This window comes from Pseudomonas sp. SbOxS1 (genome assembly GCF_013416725.1).
Taxonomy (GTDB): domain Bacteria; phylum Pseudomonadota; class Gammaproteobacteria; order Pseudomonadales; family Pseudomonadaceae; genus Aquipseudomonas.
In genome coordinates, this window is sequence record NZ_JAAVXC010000002.1 from 430,033 (window position 1) to 452,331 (window position 22,299).

A 22,299-nucleotide genomic window follows, 5' to 3' on the forward strand; every position below is an offset into this window, starting at 1 on the left:
GGCCATCGCGAGCAGGCTCGCTCCCACAGGGGATTTTCGGTGATCACAAGTCCAATGTGGGAGCGAGCCTGCTCGCGATGGGGGCAGTGAGTACACCAACATTTACAACTGCTGCGCCAGCTCTTCGATCTGTTCCTGCCGCTCCGCCTGATTCAACTTCGGATGCGCATTGAGCGACGACCACTGCGGATGAGCCCGCGCCTTGTTCAGCGTTTCCGGCAGTTTGCCCTCGCGCCAGGTCTTGTCCTGGGGTGTGGCGACCTGGATGCTGTCCATCGCTGCATGCCCACGGGCATCCAGCGCTTGCAGCAGTTGCCGTTGGCGCAGGGCCAACAGCCGCAGTACGTTGTCATCGACCGTCAGCTCACGCTGGCCCTTGATCTTGCCCAGCAACCGACCGCCATAACTGCGCACGGTTTGCAGGGCACCGCCGGCAATCGCGCCGGCCAGTGCCGCCGCACCGAGGGTAATGCCACCGACCAGCAAGTCGACTCCGGCGCCGGCTGCCGCACCGGCCGCGATCCCGCCGCCGACCCGCACGCCCAGTTGCTTGAGGGTTTCCGGGTTGAACAAGTCATCGCCCCAGCGACCATCGAGCAGCGGCAAGTCGCTGGCCGCCGCGTCCTGTGGGCGGAAGGCATAGAGCTTGAGCAGGGCTTCGACGCAGCGTTGTTCGCGCTGGCGAACAGCTTTGCGCAGTTCGTTGATGGCTTGCTGTTCCTGCTCGGCCTCGCTGACCACGCTGCGTCGGCAGGCGGCGCAATCAATCAACAACTCGGCGATCAAGCGCGCCGCACTTTGCTGGCGCGCCAGGCGTTGCGCCTGTTGATCGGCAATCAATCGCTCAAGCTGTGGACGGGCATGTTCCAGCAGCAGCGCGAGGCTCTCATAGAGCCGGCGTTCGCCATCCTCCGGCGGTGCGACGCTGTCAAAGCGCACCAACGCATGCAAACCCAGGCGCGCCAATGCTTCACGCCATGCCGGCTCACGGTGGTTGTCGCTGCTGACAAAATTCAGCACCGGCAGCAATGGTTTGCCGCAACTGGCCAGCACTTCCAGCTCATCGCGATACTTGGCAAGGACCGGTTCCCGGGCGTCGATCACATAGAGCCCGGCGTCCGATGCCAACAGCTGGCGCAGGACCTTGGCTTCCTGTTCAAAGCGCTGTCGGGCTTCGCTACCTTCCAGGAATCGCGCCAATCGTGCCGGGCCGTCCAGTCGCTCGCCGGGACGCTCCAGGCGTTCGAGGTAGTCGAGCAGGGCGATGGCGTCTTCCAGTCCGGGCGTGTCGTAGAGATCCAGCAACGGCTCACCGTCCACCGACAAGCGCGCGCCTTCGACATGCCGCGTGGTGCTGGGGCGATGGGACACTTCGCCGAAACCGACATCGCGAGTCAGGGTGCGCAACAACGAGGTTTTGCCGACGTTGGTGTGGCCGACGACCGCGAGTTTCAGAGGCTGCTTCCTGGTGTCAGTCATGACCCGTCTCCAGCCAGTTCATCGGTGCACAATCGGCGAACGGCAACTCCAGTTGTTGCAGCGCCACGTGCCAATCGCCGAGGCGTTCGGCGTCCAGCGCTTCGCCGGGCGGTGCCTGCAGCAACCAGATGCGTGTGGCGCTGGCGCTGCGGGCCAGTTCGGCAATCAGCGCCAGGCTGCCGCGATCCGGCGAGCGTCGTGGATCGCAAGCGATCGCCAGGCGCGCGGGAGGAAAGCGGCTCAGTTGTTCGAGGAGTTTGTGTCGCGATTCGCGGCTGTCGAGGATGCCGGCGTTGCTCACGCTCTTGGGCAGTTGCGGCGGCCACGGGCGGTCGTCGTCCAGTTCGATGGCGACCAATAACGCGCCATCGCTTTGCTGTTCATTGACGCCGCTTAGCACGCGGTGAAGTTCGGCCGGCGCGGCATCGCTGACACCCAGGCGTTCACTGGTGGGCATCAGCCGCTCGCGCAGTTGCGCGTACCCGGGCAGGTTCAAGTCCAGGCGCAAGGCAGACTTACCGGTTTTCCAGCGCCACAGGCAAAACACGGCGAGCAACAGGCGCGGCACCACGCCGTAAACCAGCAACACGCCCACCAGCCATGCCGCCCAGGCCTGGCGGGCGCTTTCGATATTCAGTGCGGCGTCGCCACTGGCGCGGATCATCTCTTCGGTGGGCACGCTGAAGCCAAGCAAGGCCGGCAGCGTACCCAAGGCCTGGGTCACGGCGATAAAGGTGTCGGCGCTGAGGATCGTGGTTTCCCAGACGAAGCCGTAGCGCCGGGTCGCCATCAACGTCAGCAGAATCACCAGTGCACTGAGCATCGCCAGCAACCACAGGCTGTTGACCAGCACGCCGATCGCCCAGCGATTGAGTTTCTGGCGTTGCAGCAACAGCAGCAGGGCCGGCGCCAGTTGCGCGGCCTTGGCGTCCCGGGCGAGTTTTTCGCTCAGCCACAACCACAAGCGGCCAAGGCTGGCGCCGTGTTCGCCGGCAAACACCAGGCCCAGGGCCCAGCTCAGCAGCAGGATCAGATTGAGCCCGAGCAGACTGCCCAGCGCCCAGAACACATTCACCGGGTGCAAGCCGTCGCCCATGGCGGCAAAGGCCAGGCCCCCGCCACTGATCACGGCCAGCACCGCAAGTACGATCAGCGCCAGTCGCGCGCCTTGCAGCCAGTGTTTCAGTGCATCGCTCAGGCCATCGCGTTCGGCCAGCCACAGGGCGCGGCGTTGAATGCGTGTCGGCAGGTCGCCGCCGGCGCTGCGGGCCAGGCGATTGGCTTCCAGATCTTCCAGGGGGCCGGCGTGTTCTTCGCGCAGGCGGATGGCTTCTGTCAGCCAGAGATTGTTCAGTTCAGTCACGCGGCATCCCGTCGCTCAATTGAACTGTGAGCATAACCGCTGTGGCGCTTATCGGGGAAAGCGCGGCTCTGGTATCCTCGCCGGCATGACTAAATCACTCCCCCTCAGCCTGATCGCAGCCCTCGGTGAAAACCGCGTGATCGGCGTCGACAACAGCATGCCCTGGCACCTGCCGGGGGACTTCAAATACTTCAAGGCCACCACCCTGGGCAAGCCGATCATCATGGGGCGCAAGACCTGGGATTCCCTTGGCCGCCCATTGCCGGGTCGCTTGAATATCGTGGTCAGCCGTCAGGCGGATCTGGTACTCGAAGGCGCGGAGGTCTATCCGTCGCTGGAAGCGGCCGTGGCGCGTGCCGAAGAGTGGGCGAAGGAGCAGGGCGTCGATGAGCTGATGTTGATCGGCGGGGCGCAGTTGTATGCGCAGGGGTTGGCGCAGGCTGATCGGTTGTATCTGACCCGTGTGGCGCTGAGTCCGGAAGGGGATGCGTGGTTTCCGGAGTTTGATTTGAACCGGTGGAAACTGGTTTCCAACATTGAAAACCCGGCTGTGGATGACAAGCCGGCATACAACTTCGAAGTTTGGGAAAAAGCCTAAAAGCATCGCCAGCAGGCTGGCTCCCACAGTGGGTTTGAGGTGGAACACAGATTGTGTGAACACCCAAAATCCCTGTGGGAGCCAGCCTGCTGGCGATGAGGCCAGATCAGGCGCTAAAGAACTTAGGCGTGCGCCAATGCCGAATGCTCATCCGCATCCAGCAGCGCTTTATCCGTCTGCTGCATCACCTGGCTGGTAATCGCGCCGGCCGTCATCGAACCACTTACGTTCAACGCCGTACGCCCCATATCGATCAACGGCTCGACCGAAATCAGCAACGCCACCAGTGACACCGGCAAGCCCATCGCCGGCAACACGATCAACGCGGCAAACGTCGCACCCCCGCCAACGCCAGCCACACCTGCCGAACTCAGCGTGACAATCGCCACCAGCGTCGCGATCCACAGCGGGTCCAGCGGATTGATGCCAACGGTTGGCGCCACCATCACCGCCAACATCGCCGGATACAGGCCGGCGCAGCCGTTCTGGCCAATGGTCGCGCCGAACGAGGCGGCGAAACTGGCGATGGACTGCGGGATGCCCAGGCGGCTGGTCTGCGCTTCGATGCTCAACGGGATCGTTGCTGCACTCGAACGACTGGTGAACGCAAACGTCAGCACCGGCCAGATCTTGCGGAAGAACCGCAGTGGGTTGATACCGGCGGCCGACACCAGCAACCCATGCACCACAAACATCAGGCCCAGGCCGATGTAGGACACCACCACGAAACTGCCGAGCTTGATGATGTCTTGCAGGTTGGAGCCGGCGACCACTTTGGTCATCAGCGCCAGCACGCCGTACGGGGTCAGTTTCATCACCAGGCGCACCAGGCGCATCACCCAGGCTTGCAGGGTGTCGATGGCGTTGATCACTTTCTGACCTTTCTCCACGTCGTCCTTCAACAGCTGCAGCGCCGCAACCCCGAGGAACGCAGCAAAGATCACCACGCTGATGATCGACGTCGGCTTGGCCCGCGCCAGGTCGGCGATCGGGTTTTGCGGGATGAACGACAGCAGCAACTGCGGCACGTTCAGGTCGGCGACCTTGCCGGCATAGTCGCTCTGGATGGTTTGCAGGCGCGCCATTTCCTGGGTGCCAGCCACCAGGCCCTCGGCGGTGAGGCCGAACAGGTTGGTCAGGCCGATGCCGATCAAAGCCGCGATGGCGGTGGTGAACAGCAGCGTGCCAATGGTCAGGAAGCTGATCTTGCCCAGCGACGAGGCGTTGTGCAGGCGGGCCACGGCGCTGAGGATCGAGGCGAATACCAAGGGGATCACGATCATTTGCAGCAGCTGCACATAACCGTTGCCTACCAGATCGAACCAGCCGATCGAGGCTTTCAGCACCGGGTTACCGGCACCATAGACAGTGTGCAGCGCGACACCGAACGCCACGCCCAGCACCAGCGCGAGCAGGACTTTTTTCGCCAGGCTAAATGTCGTGTGGCGGGTTTGCGCCAGGCCCAGCAGCAGGGCGAGGAACACCAGCAGATTGAGAATCAGCGGCAGATTCATTGGAACTCCCATTAGACATGTGCGAACTGCCTTCCGGGGCAGCTGCGAACCGGCAAGCCTAACAGCTTGAAAACTAATGATTTAATATCAAAAACGTCTTGAAAGTGTCGTTTTTGGAATAAGCGCGCGTCGCTTTTGAGAATGTGGCTGGCGCGAAAGGTACGTTGGCGGTCGCTGACGGATGAGGACTGTCACAGGTATTTGTTAGCGTCGATGTCTTTCAATCAGGGAGATATGAGGATGAAGTTCGCACCGAAATTACTGGCTGCAGCTCTTTGCCTTGGCCTCGCCGGCCAGGTATTCGCAACGGATCTGAAACACTGGCCAGCCGATCAGGCCAAGGCGCTGGATGCCATGATTGCCGCCAACGCCAACAAGGGTAACTACGCGGTGTTCGACATGGACAACACCAGTTACCGCTACGACCTCGAAGAGTCGTTGCTGCCGTTCATGGAAAACAAAGGCCTGATCACCCGCGACAAACTCGATCCCTCCCTGAAACTGATGCCGTTCAAGGACACCGCTGACCACAAGGAAAGCCTGTTCAGCTACTACTACCGCCTCTGTGAAGTCGACGACATGGTCTGCTATCCATGGGTCGCCCAGGTGTTCTCCGGCTTTACACTCCAGGAACTCAAGGGCTACGTCGACGAATTGATGGCCTCCGGCAAGCCGGTGCCAGCGACTTACTACGAAGGCGACGTGGTCAAGAAACTCGACGTCAACCCGCCGAAAATCTTCACCGGCCAGCAAGAGCTCTACAACAAGCTGATGGAGAACGGCATCGAGGTCTATGTGATGACCGCCGCCTCGGAAGAGCTGGTGCGCATGGTCGCGGCCGATCCGAAGTACGGCTACAACGTCAAACCGCAGAACGTGATCGGCGTGTCGATGCTGCTCAAGGACCCCAAGACCGGCGAATTGACCACCGCGCGTAAGCAGATCACCGCTGGCAAGTATGACGAGAAGGCCAACCTGGGCCTCGAACTGACCCCGTACCTGTGGACCCCCGCGACCTGGATGGCCGGCAAGCACGCGGCGATCCTGACCTACATCGACGAGTGGAAAAAACCGGTGCTCGTCGGCGGCGATACCCCGACCAGCGACGGCTACATGCTGTTCCACGGCGTCGACGTGGCCAAGGGTGGCATCCATCTGTGGGTCAACCGCAAGGACAAGTACATGACCCAGATCCAGGGCATGATGGCCAAGAATGCCGCAGCCCAGGCCAAGGAAGGGCTCACCGTGACGGCAGACAAGAACTGGGTGATCGTCAAGCCTGAAGAGATCCAGTAAGGATTTTGATTCACTGTAGGAGCGAGCCTGCTCGCGATGGTCGTTAACGATGACACTGGCTGCCTGATACCCCACGGCGCTCTGTCGACCATCGCGAGCAGGCTCGCCCCTACAATTTGATGGGTGTTGTTCCCCCAATCCAGTGTGCAAAGCTGATCCATTGTGGGAGCGAGCCTGCTCGCGATGAGGCCAGTCGGGGCAATGAAAGCCTCTGTTCGATCAACTTCTTCCTACAGTCGCAATCTGCACGTTCTTGCGTAAGGGACTACGACTACTTCAGAATCCGCCGACTTGTGCGCCTGTTTGGCGGGTTCTATCTTCTCCGCGTCGCTGCTCTTCAGCGATCGGGTTTGGTAGCCCGGATTTTCCAGGCGCATGACTACACCTTTGGCAGGCTTTTTCGACTCTGCTTTTATGGTGGTCATGCGTAGGGCGCTTTCGAGCGCGCCGGCTCCCTGGACCGGTCTACCAACCTGCGTATGGCTGCCACCTTCGTTTGGTAGCGAAGGTGATGGCTCCTTGTTTCCAGGAGATTCATCAATGCTCAAAATTACCCCCGATCCACCGGACACCGACAACCTGTCCGCCCGCATCAACGCCACCCCACGCAAACCCAGCCGAACATTCCTGGTCGCCCCCGGACTCGACACCGAAACCCTTTTAGCCCACGCCTGCGAATCCCTCGCCTCGGCCAACGTCATGGCCAGCGATTTCGCCGGACTGCTGGAAGGCTCTCAACGCAGCACGATGCTGGGGATTGCGCAGCTCATCATGCTGGGCGAACTGGCGGTGAACCAGGCGTTGGATAACCTCGACCCTCAGCAATAACGCGGACAAAAAAATGCCCCGCACCTGGCCGGGTAGATCGTTCCCACGCTCTGCGTGGGAATGCAGCCCGTGACGCTCCGCGTCACTGGACGCAGAGCGTCCCTTGAGGCATTACCACGCAGAGCGTGGGAACGATCAGCCCCGCACCTGGCGGGGCATTCCCTCGCTCTATCGCCAGCATACCGACGACCACATCCTGCCCCATTTCAGAAATGCCCTACATCATTCAAAGAAGCGTCTGATTTTTCCTCCACTTCGACTCTTCTAGCTTTCGTCCTTTCGATCTGACAAGGACACATTTCGCATGAAGCGCTACCACATCACAGTCGGGGCCAAAACCACCGTTGGCGGCACAGTCGTAAGCGGTTGGCATCGAGGCAGCATCTTTGGCCAGAACTTGGCCCGCGAAGGCGATCAAGTCAAATGCCCCGAATGCGACAGCACCGGGACAATCATTTGCGTCGGCCCACGCCTGTCGGAGGAGTGGGAAGGACGCAAGCCCGCACTGGACGGCGACCTGTGCAAGTGCAAGTGCGATCCATCGCCCAAGTTGATTGCCAATCAGACCATCAGATGCCAAACGATTGAAGGCGGCGGCATTGCGCCGCCTGCCCGAGCCGCGGCTCAATTCGCCACACCGGTCGAAGCTCGCCAGCCGGCAGCCGAACCGAGCTCCTCCAGCGTCCGTCCTGCAACGAGCTACGGCGAACAGACGGGACAGGTCTGCCAGAACCTTTGGCGCAGCTATCAGCAAAGAGCCGAAGCCATCGTGGCACCGGGCGGCATCCTGATCGCCGACCCAAAGGCGCGTAATCGCGCAATCAATGCGGCGTACGCCCGATTGTGGCTGGAGGATCAGCGCTTCCAATGGGCGGGACTTGCTGCGTTCGCCTCCAAGCAGGTGGGTTGTGGGTTGTTGCATGCGGCTGATTCGATCGAAAAAATCGATGCGCAGCAGGAGGCGAAACGGCGTCGGGTCGAGGCACTCAGGAAGCGGCCCGCTGGCTTGTTCGGATGGGCCAGCAAGAGTAAGCAGCAAGCGAGAACGCGCGAACTTGAGCAGGCTGAACGGGATTACGAAGAGGCCCGTCGCAACAATCCGACATGGTGGCTCGACGTGCGGAGCCCGAACGAATCGTTGTCACTCGTACAGGAGCAACTCCAGTACGTGCACGACATGCTGGCGCTGGGCAATACCACGCTGTTTCTGGATGTGTTTCCGCTACATGCTTTTTACAAGGAGCGTGGGCTGTTCTCGCTCAAAATCTGCTTGGAATCACGCCAGAAAATTTATGGACATGATCAATATCCGGTCCTGTGGCCGATTGAGCAGGGAAGGTTGAGATTCGGTTATGACCACAAGGAAATCCTGCAAACCTTTGAAGCCATGGATGCAGGCAACATCGCAGAAAGTGTTGTTTTTCTTGCCGAACATGAACAGAAGAACATCTTGCAACCAGCAATGTACAGCGACGTGCAATTGGTTCGTTTGCTACGTAGCAACCAATTCTCCTATGTCACGAACATCCCATCCGGTGCTGCGGCAGCGGTCGAGCTGACTCTGGCCAGTCAGTGCAATCCCAGCGAAGACGGGCGCACCGTGGGCTTCAGCAATGATTACTTTGCCAACCTGGCCGATATCGATCAGCGCATGCCTTTTGTACTCAAGGCCGCGACACAATTTGATGAGTTGCTACGACGCTCTGATCGCCACCTTATCGAACAGGCGATTCTGGACATCGCCGCAGGCCGGGGCGTGCGATGAGTCGGCTACGACGCATAGGTTGGCGACGCAAGGTTTTGGCAATCGTAGTCGCGGTTTTGCTGATCGTGACGGTGATCCGAGCGCTTTCGGACGAGCCTGTGATCGCGCTGATGATTGGCGAGCCTTGGGAAGCCATGCGTTTGCGCTCCAGCGCGGTTATCGCTCCGGTTTTTCCTGGATATTCCTGGTTCAACATGCCCAAGTCTGATGCGCGCTTACGTTTTATCGACCCTCAACTCGGATTTGAAACCCCACTAGCTCGCTTTTTCACGGTTAGTTTCGATAAGGATGGGTTAGTCAGAAGTGTCCGTATGTCTCCGCAGATCGAGCCGCTATTGCTCGACGACACGCTTAAGGTTCTGTTGGATCTGCAAGACCAATGGCGCCAAGGGGGTTGGATACCAATCCGGCTTGATGATTTTCCTTCGTTCGCCGACACACCTCAATGGCGTGCCAGATTGCGAGACGTGAACATTGGCGGCACTGCCTACTGGCGAGCTGACGACAAGTACCAGGTGATGCTGGGAGTTAATCGGTTCAGGGACGATAAGCGTCCCACAGAAGAGCGCTACCTCATCACGTTGCAGCTTGCCACTCCATGGGGAAGGCCATGAGTTTGCGCTTAGTAAATGGCATTCTTCGGTCAACTATATATATAGCTGGAGGCGTCCTACCTGCCTTAGGGTTGGCCCTGTTCAGCCTGCTTTTTACGATCTTTGGTGACGTCCTTGGCATATTGCTCAGCGCACTAGCATGGTTGGGAACCAGCGGGCTTGTTTTGGCGGCGCTAATCCGGCCCAGTACCGCCGGGTCGCGCGGCAGGCTAGTCATATCGGTAATGTTAGTAATTGGGCTGATTGTAATATTTCCTGTGCTGATATATTCATTAACCCACCCTAGCAGCAAGATGTGGTTTGGTGCGGTAGTTCTTGGGCCGACATTGGTAGCGTTTCACTACCTGTGGCAAGTTGCGCGGAGCTCTCGCTCCGGCGAATGAGGAACTCTTGTTTTTGATTTCCCTGATATAGGGTGTTTTGAGTTGAAAAGTTAGAAGTACCAAGGGCCGATATAATCGGCTGACAATTGATCCAAAAAATACCCCGCACTTGGCGGGGCATTTTTTGTTCAACGCTTAAGCCTTACAGCCCATCAAGCATCGCCTTGTTACGCACAGCACCCTTGTCGGCACTGGTCGCCAGCAGGGCATAAGCCTTCAACGCCGTGGTCACTTTACGTGGACGCACTTCCACCGGTTTCCAACCCTTCTTGTCCTGCTCGACCCGGCGTGCCGCCAGTTCTTCATCACTGACCAACAGATTGATCGAGCGGTTCGGGATGTCGATCAGCACTTTGTCGCCGTCCTGCACCAGGCCGATGGCGCCACCGGCAGCAGCTTCAGGCGAAGCGTGGCCGATGGACAGGCCCGAGGTGCCGCCGGAGAAGCGGCCGTCGGTGAGCAGGGCGCAGGCTTTGCCCAGGCCTTTGGATTTCAGGTACGACGTCGGGTAGAGCATTTCCTGCATGCCCGGGCCGCCTTTCGGGCCTTCGTAGCGAATGATGACGATGTCGCCTTCCTTCACTTCGTCGGCGAGGATGCCGCGCACGGCGCTGTCCTGGCTTTCGAAGATCTTCGCGTTGCCTTCGAACACGTGGATCGACTCGTCGACGCCAGCGGTTTTCACCACGCAGCCGTCCAGGGCGATGTTGCCGTACAGCACGGCCAGGCCGCCTTCTTGCGAGTAGGCGTGCTCGACGCTGCGGATGCAGCCGTTTTCACGGTCGTCGTCCAGGGTTTCCCAACGGGTCGACTGGCTGAACGCGGTTTGCGTCGGGATGCCTGCAGGACCGGCCTTGAAGAAGTGATGCACCGCTTCGTCGTTGGTCTGGGTGATGTCCCACTTGGCGATGGCTTCTTCCATGCTGCGGCTGTGCACGGTCGGCAGCTGGGTGTGCAGCAGGCCACCACGGGCCAGCGAACCGAGGATGCTGAAGATCCCGCCGGCACGGTGCACGTCTTCCATGTGGTACTTCTGGATGTTCGGCGCGACCTTGCACAGTTGCGGCACGTGACGGGACAGGCGGTCGATGTCGCGCAGGTCGAAATCGATCTCGGCTTCCTGGGCGGCGGCCAGCAAGTGCAGGATGGTGTTGGTGGAACCGCCCATGGCGATGTCCAGGGTCATGGCGTTTTCGAACGCCTGGAAGTTGGCAATGTTGCGCGGCAACACCGAGTCATCGTTCTCGCCGTAGTAACGCTTGCACAGCTCGACGATGGTGCGGCCGGCCTGCAGGAACAGCTGCTCGCGGTCGCTGTGGGTGGCCAGGGTCGAACCGTTGCCCGGCAATGCCAGGCCCAGGGCCTCGACCAGGCAGTTCATCGAGTTGGCGGTGAACATGCCGGAGCACGAACCGCAAGTCGGGCAGGCGCTACGCTCGTACTCGGCAACCTTCTCGTCAGAAGCGCTGGAGTCGGCGGCGATCACCATGGCGTCGACCAGGTCGAGACCGTGGCTGGCCAGTTTGGTCTTGCCGGCTTCCATCGGGCCGCCGGAGACGAAGATCACCGGGATGTTCAGGCGCAGGGAGGCCATCAACATGCCAGGGGTGATCTTGTCGCAGTTGGAGATGCAGACGATGGCGTCGGCGCAGTGGGCATTGACCATGTACTCGACGGAGTCGGCGATGATCTCGCGGCTCGGCAGCGAATACAGCATGCCGTCGTGGCCCATGGCGATGCCGTCGTCGACGGCGATGGTGTTGAATTCTTTTGCCACGCCGCCTGCGCGTTCGATTTCACGGGCGACCAGTTGGCCCAGGTCCTTGAGGTGGACGTGGCCCGGTACGAACTGGGTAAAGGAGTTGGCAATGGCGATGATCGGCTTTTTGAAGTCGTCATCTTTCATCCCCGTTGCACGCCACAGTGCGCGTGCGCCGGCCATGTTGCGGCCGTGGGTGGATGTTTTCGAGCGGTAATCAGGCATGAAGCACTCCGGGCGGCTAATCAGGTATCAAAAGGGAAGTGAGCTTCTATTGACGTCTGGAACACTCAGAAATGGCCGGGTGTCCGGAAGTTGCCGATAACTTTGCGGGATCGCCGCGCGCTTCAGCTTGAGCTCATAAACCCGCCGGGGATGACTGGCGATGAATGTTCGCGATTCTACACGGCTGGCGGCTGGAGGGAATGCCTGCACGCGTGGAGGCAGCATTCACAAGACGTGCGGACAGCCCCCTGTAGGAGCGAGCAAGCTCGCGAAAAACCTGAGAGCGCCGCGGGGTGTCAGGTTTCCAGCGTTATCGTTGACGACCATCGCGAGCGGGCTCGCTCCTACATAAGGCAGGATCGTGTTGCGTGATCAGTGCGTTCACCGCCAGGCCGACCGCGCTCAGGATCAGGAAACACAAGGCGAGGGCAGTCGTCAGGTCTTCAGTCGCGAGGTTGATCACCACGCTGATCACGCCGCCGCACATGAAGATCATCACGCCGCCGACCGAGGAGGATGTGCCGGCATCCTGTGGATAAAGGGTCATGGCTTTGGAGTTGGCGATAGGCCTGGCAATGGTGGTGCCAGCCGTACAAATGAGCATGGGGATCAGCACCGCAGCGGCATTGAGCCCGAACTGGCTGGCCAGCCACAGCATGACCAGACCCGACAGTGCGATCAGTCCCAGGCCGATAACGATCTGCGAATTGGCTGGCAGGCGTCGATGGAGCGCGCTGGCAACTATTCCCCCGAACACATAAGCCACGCCGTACAGCAACAATGCCCAGGCAAATTCGTAAGGCGAGAGAGCCAGGCGCTCCATGAAAATGATCGGCGAAATGACGATGAATGAAAAATGGCAGGCAAAGGCCAGGGCGGAAATCAGCCAGTAGCCCATGAAGCGTGGATCGGAACACAGCCGCCAATAGGCACCGAAAAAGCCACCGGGCGACATTTTACGAGTGCGCGGGATTTGCTCGAGCAAGACGCCAGTCTTTACCCAGACAATGGCCGCCAACCCGATAAAGACATAGAAGCTGCCCTCCCAGCCCAGATGTAATTGCAGCCAGGTCCCCAGCAACGGTGATATGGAAATGAACACCCCGCCGCCGGTCGTCATCCAGATCCTGATTCGCTCCTGCTCCCTGCCGACAAACACGTCCTGTACCAGTGCTTGCGACAGCGCAAAGGAGCCGCAACCCACGGCCTGGATGACGCGAAATACCAGGAACCAGTTGTATTCGCTGGAAAGCAGGCAGCCGGTTGCGCCAATCGCAGAAATGGCGATCCCGGTCAGCAGCAGGTTCTTGCGCCCCCACCTATCCGACAGCGGTCCGACCAGCACCACGGAGAGCGCCAGGCCAATGGCGAACAGGCTGACAGAAAGGGCAATGTCAGACGGCGATGTGCGGAAGTAGTCGGAAAGCGCGGGAAAGGACGGGAGCACCACGTCCAGGGGGAAAACGCCCAGTAGCGTCATGGTCATCAATAGCAGGATGAATGACGATTTTTTCGCGGTGTGCGGGGAGGGGCTCATCAACAACGCGCTCGATCCGTGAGGGGGGGTCGAGAGTCGACTTGATGTGGGGGGAAGTCAATGGAGGGAGGCGTAGGACCTTTCTGAATCTACTGTAGGAGCGAGCCTGCTCGCGAAAAACCCGCGAGCGCCGCGGGGAGCCAGGCTTCCCGCGTTATCGTTGACGTCCATCGCGACGGTGCGACGATTCGACAGGCTCGCTCCTACAAGGGTTTGGTGCTGTTAGCTGTTTGGCAGCAACCGGCAAGTAATGCTCTTGATGTAGCGGGTTTCCGGGATGGCCGGGTGCACCGGATGATCCGGACCTTGGCCGCCACGTTCCAGCATCTGGATGTTACGGTCCAGATGGCGGGCGCTGGTCAGCAGGATGTTCTGCAGGTCGTCTTCGGGGAGGTGCATCGAGCAGGAGGCGCTGAACAGGATGCCGTCCTTGGTCAGCAGGCGCATGGCTTGTTCGTTCAGGCGGCGGTAGGCGCCTTCTCCGTTCTTCATGTCTTTCTTGCGTTTGATGAATGCCGGCGGGTCGGCCACGATCACGTCGAAGCGCTCTTCGCTGGCCTTGAGCTCTTTCAGGGCTTCGAAGACGTCGCCTTCGATGCAGGTCATCTTCTCGGCGAAACCGTTGAGCGCGGCGTTGCGCTCGACGCCGTCGAGGGCGAAGGCCGATGCGTCGACGCAGAACACTTCACTGGCGCCGAATGCAGCGGCTTGAACGCCCCAGCCGCCGATGTAGCTGTACAGGTCGAGCACGCGCTTGCCCTTGGCGTACGGTGCCAGGCGTGCGCGGTTCATGCGGTGGTCGTAGAACCAGCCGGTTTTCTGGCCCTGGATGACCGGCGCTTCGAATTTCACGCCGTTCTCTTCCAGTGCAACCCACTCCGGCACCAGGCCGAACACGGTTTCGACATAGCGGTTGAGGCCTTCGGCATCACGGGCGGCGGAGTCGTTCTTGAACAGGATGCCACTCGGCTTGAGAACCTGGGTCAGTGCCGCGATCACGTCGTCTTTATGGGCTTCCATGGTCGCCGAGGCGATCTGCACCACCAGGATGTCGCCGAAACGGTCGACCACCAGGCCTGGCAACAGGTCGGAATCGCCGTAGACCAGGCGATAGAACGGTTTGTCGAACAGACGATCGCGCAACGACAGGGCCACGTTCAGGCGATGCACCAGCAGCGACTTGTCGAGGGGCAGCTTGATGTCGCGCGACAGCAGGCGCGCGCAAATCAGGTTGTTCGGGCTCATCGCAACGATGCCCAGCGGCTTGCCGCCGGCGGCTTCGAGGATCGCCTGGTCGCCGGCCTTGAAGCCGTGCAACGGGGTGGCAGCCACGTCGATTTCGTTGCTGTAGACCCACAGGTGACCGTTGCGCAGGCGACGGTCGGCGTTGGCTTTGAGGCGCAGGCTAGGCAGGGACATGACGTCGCTCCGGAAAAAAGAGCGGGAGTATACCGTGTTGCACAAGGCCGCGGCGCGGTGGATGGACATGCGGTTGAGTCAGGCCAGGATCGGATGAAACTTCAATCGGTGCGCCGGCCAAGGTGTCGGATCCAATTCAGAAAAGTTAGAATCTGCGCCTGACCCAGAGTGTGTACTTATGTCCCAAGAGCTTACCGCCGAACAAATCCAGCAATCCTTGCAAGGCATCAGTGTGCCGGCCCAACCGCAGATCATGGTGGATCTGCAGATGGAGCAGTACATGCCCGACCCGGATCTGGACGTGATCGCGAAGCTGATTTCCCAGGACCCGGGCCTCTCTGGCTCCCTGCTGAAAATCGTCAACTCGCCGTATTACGGCCTGAGCAACAAGATCGCCTCGATCCAGCGCGCCGTGAATCTGCTGGGCAGTCGTTCGATCATCAACCTGATCAATGCGCAGTCGATCAAGGGCGAGATGAACGATGACACCATCGTCACCTTGAACCGGTTCTGGGACACCGCCCAGGACGTGGCGATGACCTGCCTGACCCTGGCCAAGCGCATCGGCGCCCAGGCCGGCGATGAAGCCTATGCCCTGGGCCTGTTCCACGACTGCGGCGTGCCGCTGATGCTGCAGCGGTTCCCCAACTACATGAGCGTGCTGGAACAGGCCTATGCCAACGCCGGTCCCGATTGCCGGGTGGTGGACACCGAGAACCGGACATTCAACACCAACCACGCAGTGGTCGGGTACTACACGGCCAAGTCCTGGCGCCTGCCGGATCACGTGTCTGCCGCGATTGCCAATCATCACAATGCCCTGGCGATATTCACCGACGAGTCGTCACGCAACAGCGCCCTGAAGAACCTGTTGGCGATCCTGAAAATGGCCGAGCACATTTGTGCGTCCTACCGGGTGCTGGGCAACCAGGCCGAAGACCACGAGTGGAACAGCATCGGGCATTTGGTGCTCGATTACGTTGGCCTCTCGGATTACGATTTCGAAACCCTGAAGCAAACGATTCGCGACCTCGGCACTCACCGCTGAACGGCGAACCTCTTCTCACCGAGCGCCTGATCCGAGAGCACCATGCCTGAACTGCCAGAAGTCGAAACCACCCGCCGCGGGATTGCGCCGTACCTGGAAGGCCAGCGCGTCAGCCGGGTGATCGTGCGCGATCGCCGCCTGCGCTGGCCGATCCCCGAAGACCTCGATGTGCGCTTGTCCGGTCAGCGCATCGTGCTGGTGGAGCGGCGCGCCAAGTACCTGTTGATCAATGCCGAGGTCGGCACCTTGATCAGTCATTTGGGCATGTCGGGGAATTTGCGCCTGGTGGAAGCCGGCCTGCCGGCAGCCAAGCATGAGCATGTGGATATCGAGCTGGAGTCGGGCCTGGCCTTGCGCTACACCGACCCGCGGCGGTTCGGTGCGATGCTGTGGAGCCTCGATCCGCTCAATCATGAGCTGTTGATTCGCCTGGGGCCGGAGCCGTTGACCGACCTGTTCGATGGCGAGCGGCTGTTCCAGCAGTCACGCGGGCGCTCGATGGCAGTCAAGCCGTTCATCATGGACAACGCGGTGGTGGTGGGTGTCGGCAATATCTATGCGACCGAAGCGCTGTTCGCCGCCGGTATCGACCCGCGCCGTGAAGCCAAGAGCATTTCCCGGGCGCGGTATCTGAAGCTGGCGATCGAGATCAAACGCATCCTGGCGGCCGCCATCGAGCGCGGCGGCACCACGCTGCGCGACTTTATCGGCGGGGACGGGCAGCCGGGTTATTTTCAGCAGGAACTGTTCGTGTACGGTCGCGGCGGTGAGCACTGCAAAGTCTGTGGCACGGGCCTGCGGGAAGTGAAGCTGGGGCAGCGCGCCAGCGTCTTTTGCCCGCGCTGCCAGAGCTGACAGTTCACAAATCCCCTGTGGGAGCGAGCCTGCTCGCGATGGCGTCGGAGCAGGCAGCGCAGGACTTCAAGCCTTCCCGGTAATCTTCCGGTACTTCTCCATCAACTGCTCTTCAGTCTCTGGATGGGCTTCGTCCAGAGGAATGCAATCCACCGGGCAGACCTGCTGGCACTGCGGTTCATCGTAGTGGCCGACGCACTGGGTGCACAGGTTCGGGTCGATCACGTAGATTTCTTCGCCCTGGGAAATGGCGGCGTTGGGGCACTCGGGTTCGCAGACGTCGCAGTTGATGCAATCGTCGGTGATGATCAGGGACATGCTAACTCCAGCCGGGGCGGCAGGCCCGGGCGCAATAAATCAATGCGCTAATTGTGCCGCATTGCAGCTGTAGGAGCCAGCGTGCAGGCGCAGGCGGTGCGTCAGGTGCACCGCGTGGCCTTGTTCGCTGGCAAGCCAGCTCCTACAGTCCGGGTCTACTTCTTGAATCGAAGTGTCAGGGCGTCCGCCACGATCGGGTGCACGAACTTGGTGATATCGCCGCCCAAGGCTGCGATTTCACGAACCAGCGTCGAGGAGATGAACGAATAACGCTCGGACGGGGTAAGGAACAGGCTTTCCACATCCGGGGCCAGCTGGCGGTTCATGTTGGCCAGCTGGAATTCGTATTCGAAGTCCGACACAGCGCGCAAGCCACGCAGGAACACGTTGGCGTTCGTCTCTTTGGCAAAATGCGCCAACAGCGTCGAGAAGCCTACGACTTCAACGTTCGGCAGATGCTTGGTGACTTCGCGGGCCAGCTCCACACGCTGTTCCAGGGGGAACAACGGGTTTTTCTTCGGGCTGGCGGCAACGGCAATGATCACGTGGTCGAACAGGCGCGAGGCGCGTTCGACCAGATCGCCATGGCCCTTGGTAATAGGGTCGAAGGTACCTGGGTACAACACTCGGTTCATCGCGTCGTCCTGGCGGGAGTGCGTTGGGGATTCGGATGGTATCGCAGCCAAACCGGTCGGCCAAGTCGCCTGTTGGGTAAGAAAGCACTATAGACGATGGGAATAATCACTTTTTTCATGGGTTTTTTAAACGTTCGGCCAGGGAAGTCGCCAGTTGCGCCGTCAGGCCATAGACCGACAACTGCGGGTTTGCACCGATGCTGGTGGGGAACAGCGAGCCGTCATGGATCGACAGATTGCCCAGTTGATGATGCCGGCCAAGGCTGTCGGCGACGGCATTTTTCGGGTCTTCACCCATGCTGCAACCGCCCATCACATGGGCGCTGCCCAAACGCGTGCGGTACAGCGCCAGGTTGAGCCCGTCGATCAGCGTACGCGCTTCGCTTAGGGTTTTAACGTAGCGAGCATCGGCGTGCATGGGCATCACGGCCCTGGCACCCCCAGCGAACTGGATCTCGGCCATGCTGTGGAAGGCCCGGCGCAAACCGTCCCAGACGTAGGGTGAAACCTGGTAGTCGAGCACCGGGGTACCGTCATTGCGCAGTTGAACGCTGCCACCGGGGCTGTCCGGGTGGAAGCCGTCGCGCAGCAGCGCCAGCATGGCGTGGGTGTGCGGCAGGTCGGCCATGTGCCGGGCGCTTTCCTGGCCGAAGCCGCCTAGTAGGGTGGCAGCCAGCGCCGGGTGCAGCGGCGGGACTTCCAGTTTGTAGCCAATTTTGCCTGCGGTGCCATCCTGCCATTGGAAATAGTCGGAGTAGATCGACTGTGGCGCGCCGTAGAATGGGTTGATGACCTCGTCGAACAAGCCGGCGGACATGTTCACCAGATGCAGGAAGGTTCGTGTACCCAGCCGCTTGTGCGGATCGGGCGCGTCGGAGCGCAACAGCAGCGCCGGACTGTTGATACCGCCGCCGGCCAGCACGTAATGCCTGGCCTTGACCTTGATACTGCGCCCGGTGGGCTCCACGCAGCGCTCGTCCATCGCCACGCAGTGCAACCCGGTGACGGTGTCGCCGCTGATGATGAGTTTTTCGGCGCGGGCCAGATACAGCAGCTCGCCGCCGTTTTCCAGGGTGGCCGGAATGGTCGTGACCATCATCGATTGCTTGGCGTTGGTCGGGCAGCCCATGCCGCAGTAGCCGAGGTTCCAGCAGCCGCGCACATTGCGCGGGATGACATGCCAGCTGTAACCGAGCTTTTCGCAGCCCTTGCGGATCACATCGTTGTTGGCATTGGGCGGCACCATCCATGGAGCGACCCCCAGGCGCTGTTCCATTTTCTCGAACCAGGGCGCCATTTCAGCAGCGGAGTGGCCCTTCACGTCGTGTTCCCTGGCCCAGTGTTCCAGGGTTGGTTCTGGCGTGCGGAAGCTGGAGGTCCAGTTGATCAGCGTGGTACCGCCCACCGCCCGGCCCTGGAGGATGGTGATCGCGCCGTCCTTGCTCATGCGGCCGATGCCTTCCTGGTAGAGGCTGGCGTAGGCCTGGTCTTCGAGCAACTTGAAGTCGCTGCTGGTCTTGAGTGGGCCTTCCTCGATCAGCAGCACCTTGTAGCCGGCCGCACTGAGGATTTCGGCGGTGGTCCCGCCACCGGCGCCGCTGCCGATGATCGCCACATCCGCTTCGAGGGTCAGGTCCTGGGTCAGTTGCGAGCCGTCATGGGTTTTCCAGCCTCGGGCCATGCCTTCGCGGAACGGGTCGGGTACGGGCATCTTTGGATTCTCTTTTTATTGTTGGATGAGGTGGTGAAGCGGCTGGCGCCTTCGCGAGCAGGCTCGCTCCCACAAGGGGTACGCGATCTCTGTGGGAGCGAGCCTGCTCGCGAAGGGAGCGACGCGGTCTCAAACCGTTGGCGGCCCCGGATACCCGCAATGCGCCCATGACTCCTTACGCCCGTACCAGGCCATCATCACCAGCTGCAGCAATGAGCTGTGCCCCATGCGCAGCAGGCTCAACGAGCTGTTTTCCCAGCGATCGAGGAAGTGCCAGATATCCTCGGCGCCGGCGTTTTCCCAGCTGCCCCAGATCCCGGTCAGCGGCCCGCGGGTCACGGCCATGCCCAGCACATCGAACAATTGCCGGGTGAGCTTGAGCATTTCCGGCGACAGGTGATCGAGGTTGTAGTCGAGGCTTTTCAAGGTGCCTTCGACAGCCTCGGGCATGCTGGCGGCCGTTACAGCACCGTCCAGCATCACTGGCACAAGGGCGCGCAGAAACTGCAGGTCGCCGCTGCGCAGCGCCGTGAAACCACTGGCAGGTACGCTCGACGAGCAGCCGCCGAGGCTGGCCCCCAACCCGGCGGTGGCAAGAAAGGCGCTGGCGCCGAGGCTGAATTTAAGCAGGCCGCGCCGTGACAGCGCGGGTGTTTCGGACAGGCTTGGGTGCATTGTTGTTATTACCCGGCGGTGGTCATCGTTAGCGGATAAACAGCTTCTGGATCAGTTTCTGAATGGCTTTGCCATAGGGCGGGTAGATCAGTTTTGCCGCGTTGAACCTTTGCTTGATCAGCACACCCTTGGCCTTGCTGAAGGTCAGGAAGCCTTCGTAGCCGTGGTAATGGCCCATGCCCGAAGGGCCGATGCCGCCGAACGGCATGTCATCCTGGGCCACGTGCAGCAGGGTGTCGTTGAGGCACACGCCTCCGGAGTGGGTCTCGTTGAGCACGCGGTTTTGCTCGCGCTTGTCGTAGCCGAAGTAGTACAGCGCCAGTGGGCGAGGCCGCTGGTTGATGTAGGCAAACGCCTGGTCCAGATGCTTGTACGGCACGATCGGCAACAACGGGCCGAAGATTTCGTCCTGCATCACCGTCATCTCGTCGCTGACGTTGAGCAGCAGGCTATGCGCCATGCGGCGTCCCTGGCCTTGCTCGAACAATGGAATCAGCAGCGCGCCCTTGCTGGTGGCGTCGCTGACATAGCCCTTGAGTCGCGCCAGTTGCCGGTCATTGATGATCGCGGTGTAGTCCGGGTTGTCGGCGAGGGTCGGATAAAAGCCACGAACCGCCTGTCGATAGGCTTCCACGAACGCGCCCACGCGATCTTCCGGCACCAGCACGTAATCCGGGGCCACGCAGGTCTGGCCAGCATTGAGGGTCTTGCCGAAAGCGATACGTTCGGCGGCATCCTTGAGCGGTACGTCATGGGAAACAATGGCCGGGGACTTGCCACCCAGTTCCAGCGTGACCGGCGTCAGGTTTTCCGCTGCTGCGCGCATCACGTGTTTGCCGATGCTGGTGGCGCCAGTGAACAGCAGGTGATCGAAAGGCAGTCGTGAAAATGCCACGCCGATATCAGCTTCGCCCAGCACCACGCAAACCAAGTCTTCCGGGAAGATTCGCGCGAACAACGCCTTGAGCAGCAAACCGGTGGCCGGGGTCGATTCGCTGAGTTTGAGCATCACTCGGTTACCCGCCGATAACGCGCCGACCAAGGGCCCGATGGCCAGGTACAGCGGATAGTTCCACGGCACGATCACCCCGACCACGCCCAGTGGCTGGTAGACCACCTTCGCCGAAGCCGGCTGGAACGCGACACCGACCTTGCGCCGCGAGGGGCGCATCCAGCCCTTGAGGTGGCGGCTGGCGTGATGAATCCCTTGCAGGCTGGGCATCAGTTCGGCGAGCAGGGTTTCATCGGCGCTGCGGTTGCTGAAGTCCTGGCTGATCGCATCGATCAGGGCCTGGCGTTCGTTGTCCAGCAAATCCCTTAGCGCCTTGAGCCATTGTTGGCGCTGGGCCGCGGGAGGCATCGGGTTGGCGGCATAGGCCGCGCGCTGTGTGTCGAACAGGGTCTTGAGCTCTTCCAGTGGCTGCTGGAGGTTTTGCAGGTAGGAAATGTCAGCAGTCATGGTCGGCTCCGGATTTATTGTAGTAAGCGCATTTTTAGAGTCTATACTCTAAAAAGTCAAATACCATCCTCGGCACCGCTTTGTTTTATCGCTCGCGGATAGGCCGTAAGATGCCCCTCAACGCACTCTGAATTTAAGCTCAAGCCATGGCCCCCAGGATAAAAACCAGCGAGCGCATCGTGCAGAACAGCCTGGAGCTGTTCAACCAGCAGGGCGAGCGCAGCATCAGCACCAACCACATCGCCGCCCACATGGAGATTTCTCCGGGCAACCTGTACTACCACTTCCCGAACAAGCAGGCGATCATCGCCGTGCTGTTCAGCGAGTATGAGAGCTTGGTGGACAGCTTCCTGCGCCCGCCACAGGGGCGCGCCGCCACGGTGGAAGACAAGCGCTTCTACCTCAAGGAGCTGCTGTCAGCCATGTGGCGCTACCGGTTCCTGCACCGGGACCTGGAGCACTTGCTCGACAGTGACCCGGAACTGGCGGCCCGCTACCGGCGCTTTTCCCAGCGCTGCGTGATCCAGGGCGCCGCCATTTACGAAGGTTTTGTCGCCGCCGGCATCCTGAAGATGGATCGGGTGCAAATCGAGTCCCTGACGATCAATGCCTGGATCATCCTCACCTCCTGGGTGCGCTTTTTGTGCACCACGCGGGAAAACTCCAGCCACCTCAGCGAGCAAGCCATCAAGCGCGGCGTGTACCAGGTACTGGTGCTGGAGGCGGGTTTCGTCACGGATCAGGCGCGTGACGCGGTTGATGCGCTGTTTGAAGAGTTTTACGTGCCGTTGGCCCAGGCATTGGAAGAAGTATGAAAT

The 22,299-nt window shown here is 60.7% G+C and carries 19 protein-coding genes and 1 pseudogene; 8 read left to right on the plus strand and 12 right to left on the minus strand.

Annotation, left to right across the window (positions count from 1 at the left end):
- Window positions 1-102: 102 nt before the first annotated feature.
- Both HFK74_RS02910 and HFK74_RS02915 read right to left on the minus strand, forming a co-directional pair.
- Window positions 103-1,479: a GTPase/DUF3482 domain-containing protein gene (locus tag HFK74_RS02910; RefSeq protein WP_180202267.1), complete on the minus strand. Its 1,377-nt coding sequence runs from the start codon at window positions 1,477-1,479 to the stop codon at window positions 103-105.
- Entirely contained in the window at window positions 1,472-2,842 is a 1,371-nt protein-coding gene (locus HFK74_RS02915) for a DUF2868 domain-containing protein (RefSeq protein ID WP_180202268.1), read from the minus strand. Before HFK74_RS02915 ends, HFK74_RS02910 begins: the two co-directional genes overlap by 8 nt.
- 85 nt (window positions 2,843-2,927) lie before the next feature.
- Between HFK74_RS02915 and HFK74_RS02920 the strand changes: the two genes are divergently transcribed.
- Window positions 2,928-3,440: a dihydrofolate reductase gene (locus HFK74_RS02920; protein ID WP_180202269.1), complete on the plus strand. Its 513-nt coding sequence runs from the start codon at window positions 2,928-2,930 to the stop codon at window positions 3,438-3,440.
- A 122-nt stretch (window positions 3,441-3,562) separates the two neighbouring features.
- Here HFK74_RS02920 and HFK74_RS02925 read toward each other — a convergent pair whose 3' ends face one another.
- A complete protein-coding gene (locus tag HFK74_RS02925; protein ID WP_180202270.1) occupies window positions 3,563-4,954 on the minus strand; it encodes an L-cystine transporter in 1,392 nt (463 codons plus the stop codon).
- Between the two features lie 240 nt (window positions 4,955-5,194).
- Here HFK74_RS02925 and HFK74_RS02930 point away from each other — a divergent pair, with 240 nt between their 5' ends.
- The 4 genes from HFK74_RS02930 to HFK74_RS02945 all read left to right on the plus strand — a co-directional run bounded on the left by HFK74_RS02930 (window position 5,195) and on the right by HFK74_RS02945 (window position 9,457).
- Window positions 5,195-6,250, plus strand: coding sequence for a haloacid dehalogenase-like hydrolase (locus HFK74_RS02930; RefSeq protein WP_180202272.1), 1,056 nt, complete (start codon window positions 5,195-5,197; stop codon window positions 6,248-6,250).
- 540 nt (window positions 6,251-6,790) lie between these two features.
- Complete coding sequence (locus tag HFK74_RS02935) at window positions 6,791-7,078, plus strand: DUF6124 family protein (protein WP_180202273.1); 288 nt, start codon at window positions 6,791-6,793, stop codon at window positions 7,076-7,078.
- Between the two features lie 304 nt (window positions 7,079-7,382).
- Window positions 7,383-8,843, plus strand: a complete 1,461-nt coding sequence (locus HFK74_RS02940; RefSeq protein ID WP_180202274.1) for a PAAR domain-containing protein — start codon at window positions 7,383-7,385, stop codon at window positions 8,841-8,843.
- Window positions 8,840-9,457, plus strand: coding sequence for a hypothetical protein (locus HFK74_RS02945; protein ID WP_180202276.1), 618 nt, complete (start codon window positions 8,840-8,842; stop codon window positions 9,455-9,457). Before HFK74_RS02940 ends, HFK74_RS02945 begins: the two co-directional genes overlap by 4 nt.
- Before the next feature lie 525 nt (window positions 9,458-9,982).
- Here HFK74_RS02945 and ilvD read toward each other — a convergent pair.
- From ilvD to HFK74_RS02960, 4 genes and pseudogenes are all read right to left on the minus strand, one after another.
- The gene (ilvD, locus tag HFK74_RS02950; RefSeq protein WP_180202277.1) at window positions 9,983-11,824 is read right to left on the minus strand and encodes a dihydroxy-acid dehydratase; all 1,842 of its coding nucleotides are present in this window, start codon (window positions 11,822-11,824) and stop codon (window positions 9,983-9,985) included.
- A gap of 249 nt (window positions 11,825-12,073) precedes the next feature.
- Window positions 12,074-12,151 (minus strand): annotated as a pseudogene (locus tag HFK74_RS33410) (outer membrane lipoprotein carrier protein LolA); the annotation flags it as partial.
- Window positions 12,135-13,361 carry a multidrug effflux MFS transporter gene (locus tag HFK74_RS02955; RefSeq protein WP_180202279.1) on the minus strand — a complete coding sequence of 409 codons (1,227 nt, stop codon included), beginning with the start codon at window positions 13,359-13,361 and terminating at the stop codon, window positions 12,135-12,137. The pseudogene HFK74_RS33410 and the gene HFK74_RS02955, both read right to left, overlap by 17 nt.
- A gap of 222 nt (window positions 13,362-13,583) precedes the next feature.
- Window positions 13,584-14,780 carry a class I SAM-dependent rRNA methyltransferase gene (locus HFK74_RS02960; RefSeq protein ID WP_008065056.1) on the minus strand — a complete coding sequence of 399 codons (1,197 nt, stop codon included), beginning with the start codon at window positions 14,778-14,780 and terminating at the stop codon, window positions 13,584-13,586.
- Window positions 14,781-15,012: 232 nt separating this feature from the next.
- On the opposite strand from HFK74_RS02960, the gene HFK74_RS02965 reads away from it, so the two are divergent.
- The gene (locus HFK74_RS02965; RefSeq protein WP_180202477.1) at window positions 15,013-15,828 is read left to right on the plus strand and encodes an HDOD domain-containing protein; all 816 of its coding nucleotides are present in this window, start codon (window positions 15,013-15,015) and stop codon (window positions 15,826-15,828) included.
- Between the two features lie 42 nt (window positions 15,829-15,870).
- Complete coding sequence (gene mutM / locus HFK74_RS02970) at window positions 15,871-16,683, plus strand: bifunctional DNA-formamidopyrimidine glycosylase/DNA-(apurinic or apyrimidinic site) lyase (protein WP_015097228.1); 813 nt, start codon at window positions 15,871-15,873, stop codon at window positions 16,681-16,683.
- Window positions 16,684-16,749: 66 nt separating this feature from the next.
- Here the strand turns inward: mutM and HFK74_RS02975 are convergent, their stop codons facing one another.
- From HFK74_RS02975 to HFK74_RS02995, 5 genes are all read right to left on the minus strand, one after another.
- Complete coding sequence (locus tag HFK74_RS02975; protein WP_003195146.1) at window positions 16,750-17,001, minus strand: YfhL family 4Fe-4S dicluster ferredoxin; 252 nt, start codon at window positions 16,999-17,001, stop codon at window positions 16,750-16,752.
- Between the two features lie 155 nt (window positions 17,002-17,156).
- Window positions 17,157-17,636, minus strand: a complete 480-nt coding sequence (gene coaD / locus HFK74_RS02980; protein WP_180202280.1) for a pantetheine-phosphate adenylyltransferase — start codon at window positions 17,634-17,636, stop codon at window positions 17,157-17,159.
- 115 nt (window positions 17,637-17,751) lie between these two features.
- On the minus strand, window positions 17,752-19,347 hold the full coding sequence (locus HFK74_RS02985) for a GMC family oxidoreductase (RefSeq protein ID WP_180202281.1): 1,596 nt from the start codon (window positions 19,345-19,347) through the stop codon (window positions 17,752-17,754).
- A 129-nt stretch (window positions 19,348-19,476) separates the two neighbouring features.
- The gene (locus HFK74_RS02990) at window positions 19,477-20,022 is read right to left on the minus strand and encodes a twin-arginine translocation pathway signal protein (protein WP_180202282.1); all 546 of its coding nucleotides are present in this window, start codon (window positions 20,020-20,022) and stop codon (window positions 19,477-19,479) included.
- A gap of 28 nt (window positions 20,023-20,050) precedes the next feature.
- Window positions 20,051-21,481 (minus strand): coniferyl aldehyde dehydrogenase, encoded by a 1,431-nt coding sequence (locus HFK74_RS02995; RefSeq protein ID WP_180202283.1) that lies wholly within the window; start codon window positions 21,479-21,481, stop codon window positions 20,051-20,053.
- Between the two features lie 146 nt (window positions 21,482-21,627).
- Here HFK74_RS02995 and HFK74_RS03000 point away from each other — a divergent pair, with 146 nt between their 5' ends.
- Window positions 21,628-22,296 (plus strand): TetR/AcrR family transcriptional regulator, encoded by a 669-nt coding sequence (locus HFK74_RS03000; protein ID WP_008065071.1) that lies wholly within the window; start codon window positions 21,628-21,630, stop codon window positions 22,294-22,296.
- The last annotated feature ends 3 nt before the right edge of the window (window positions 22,297-22,299 follow it).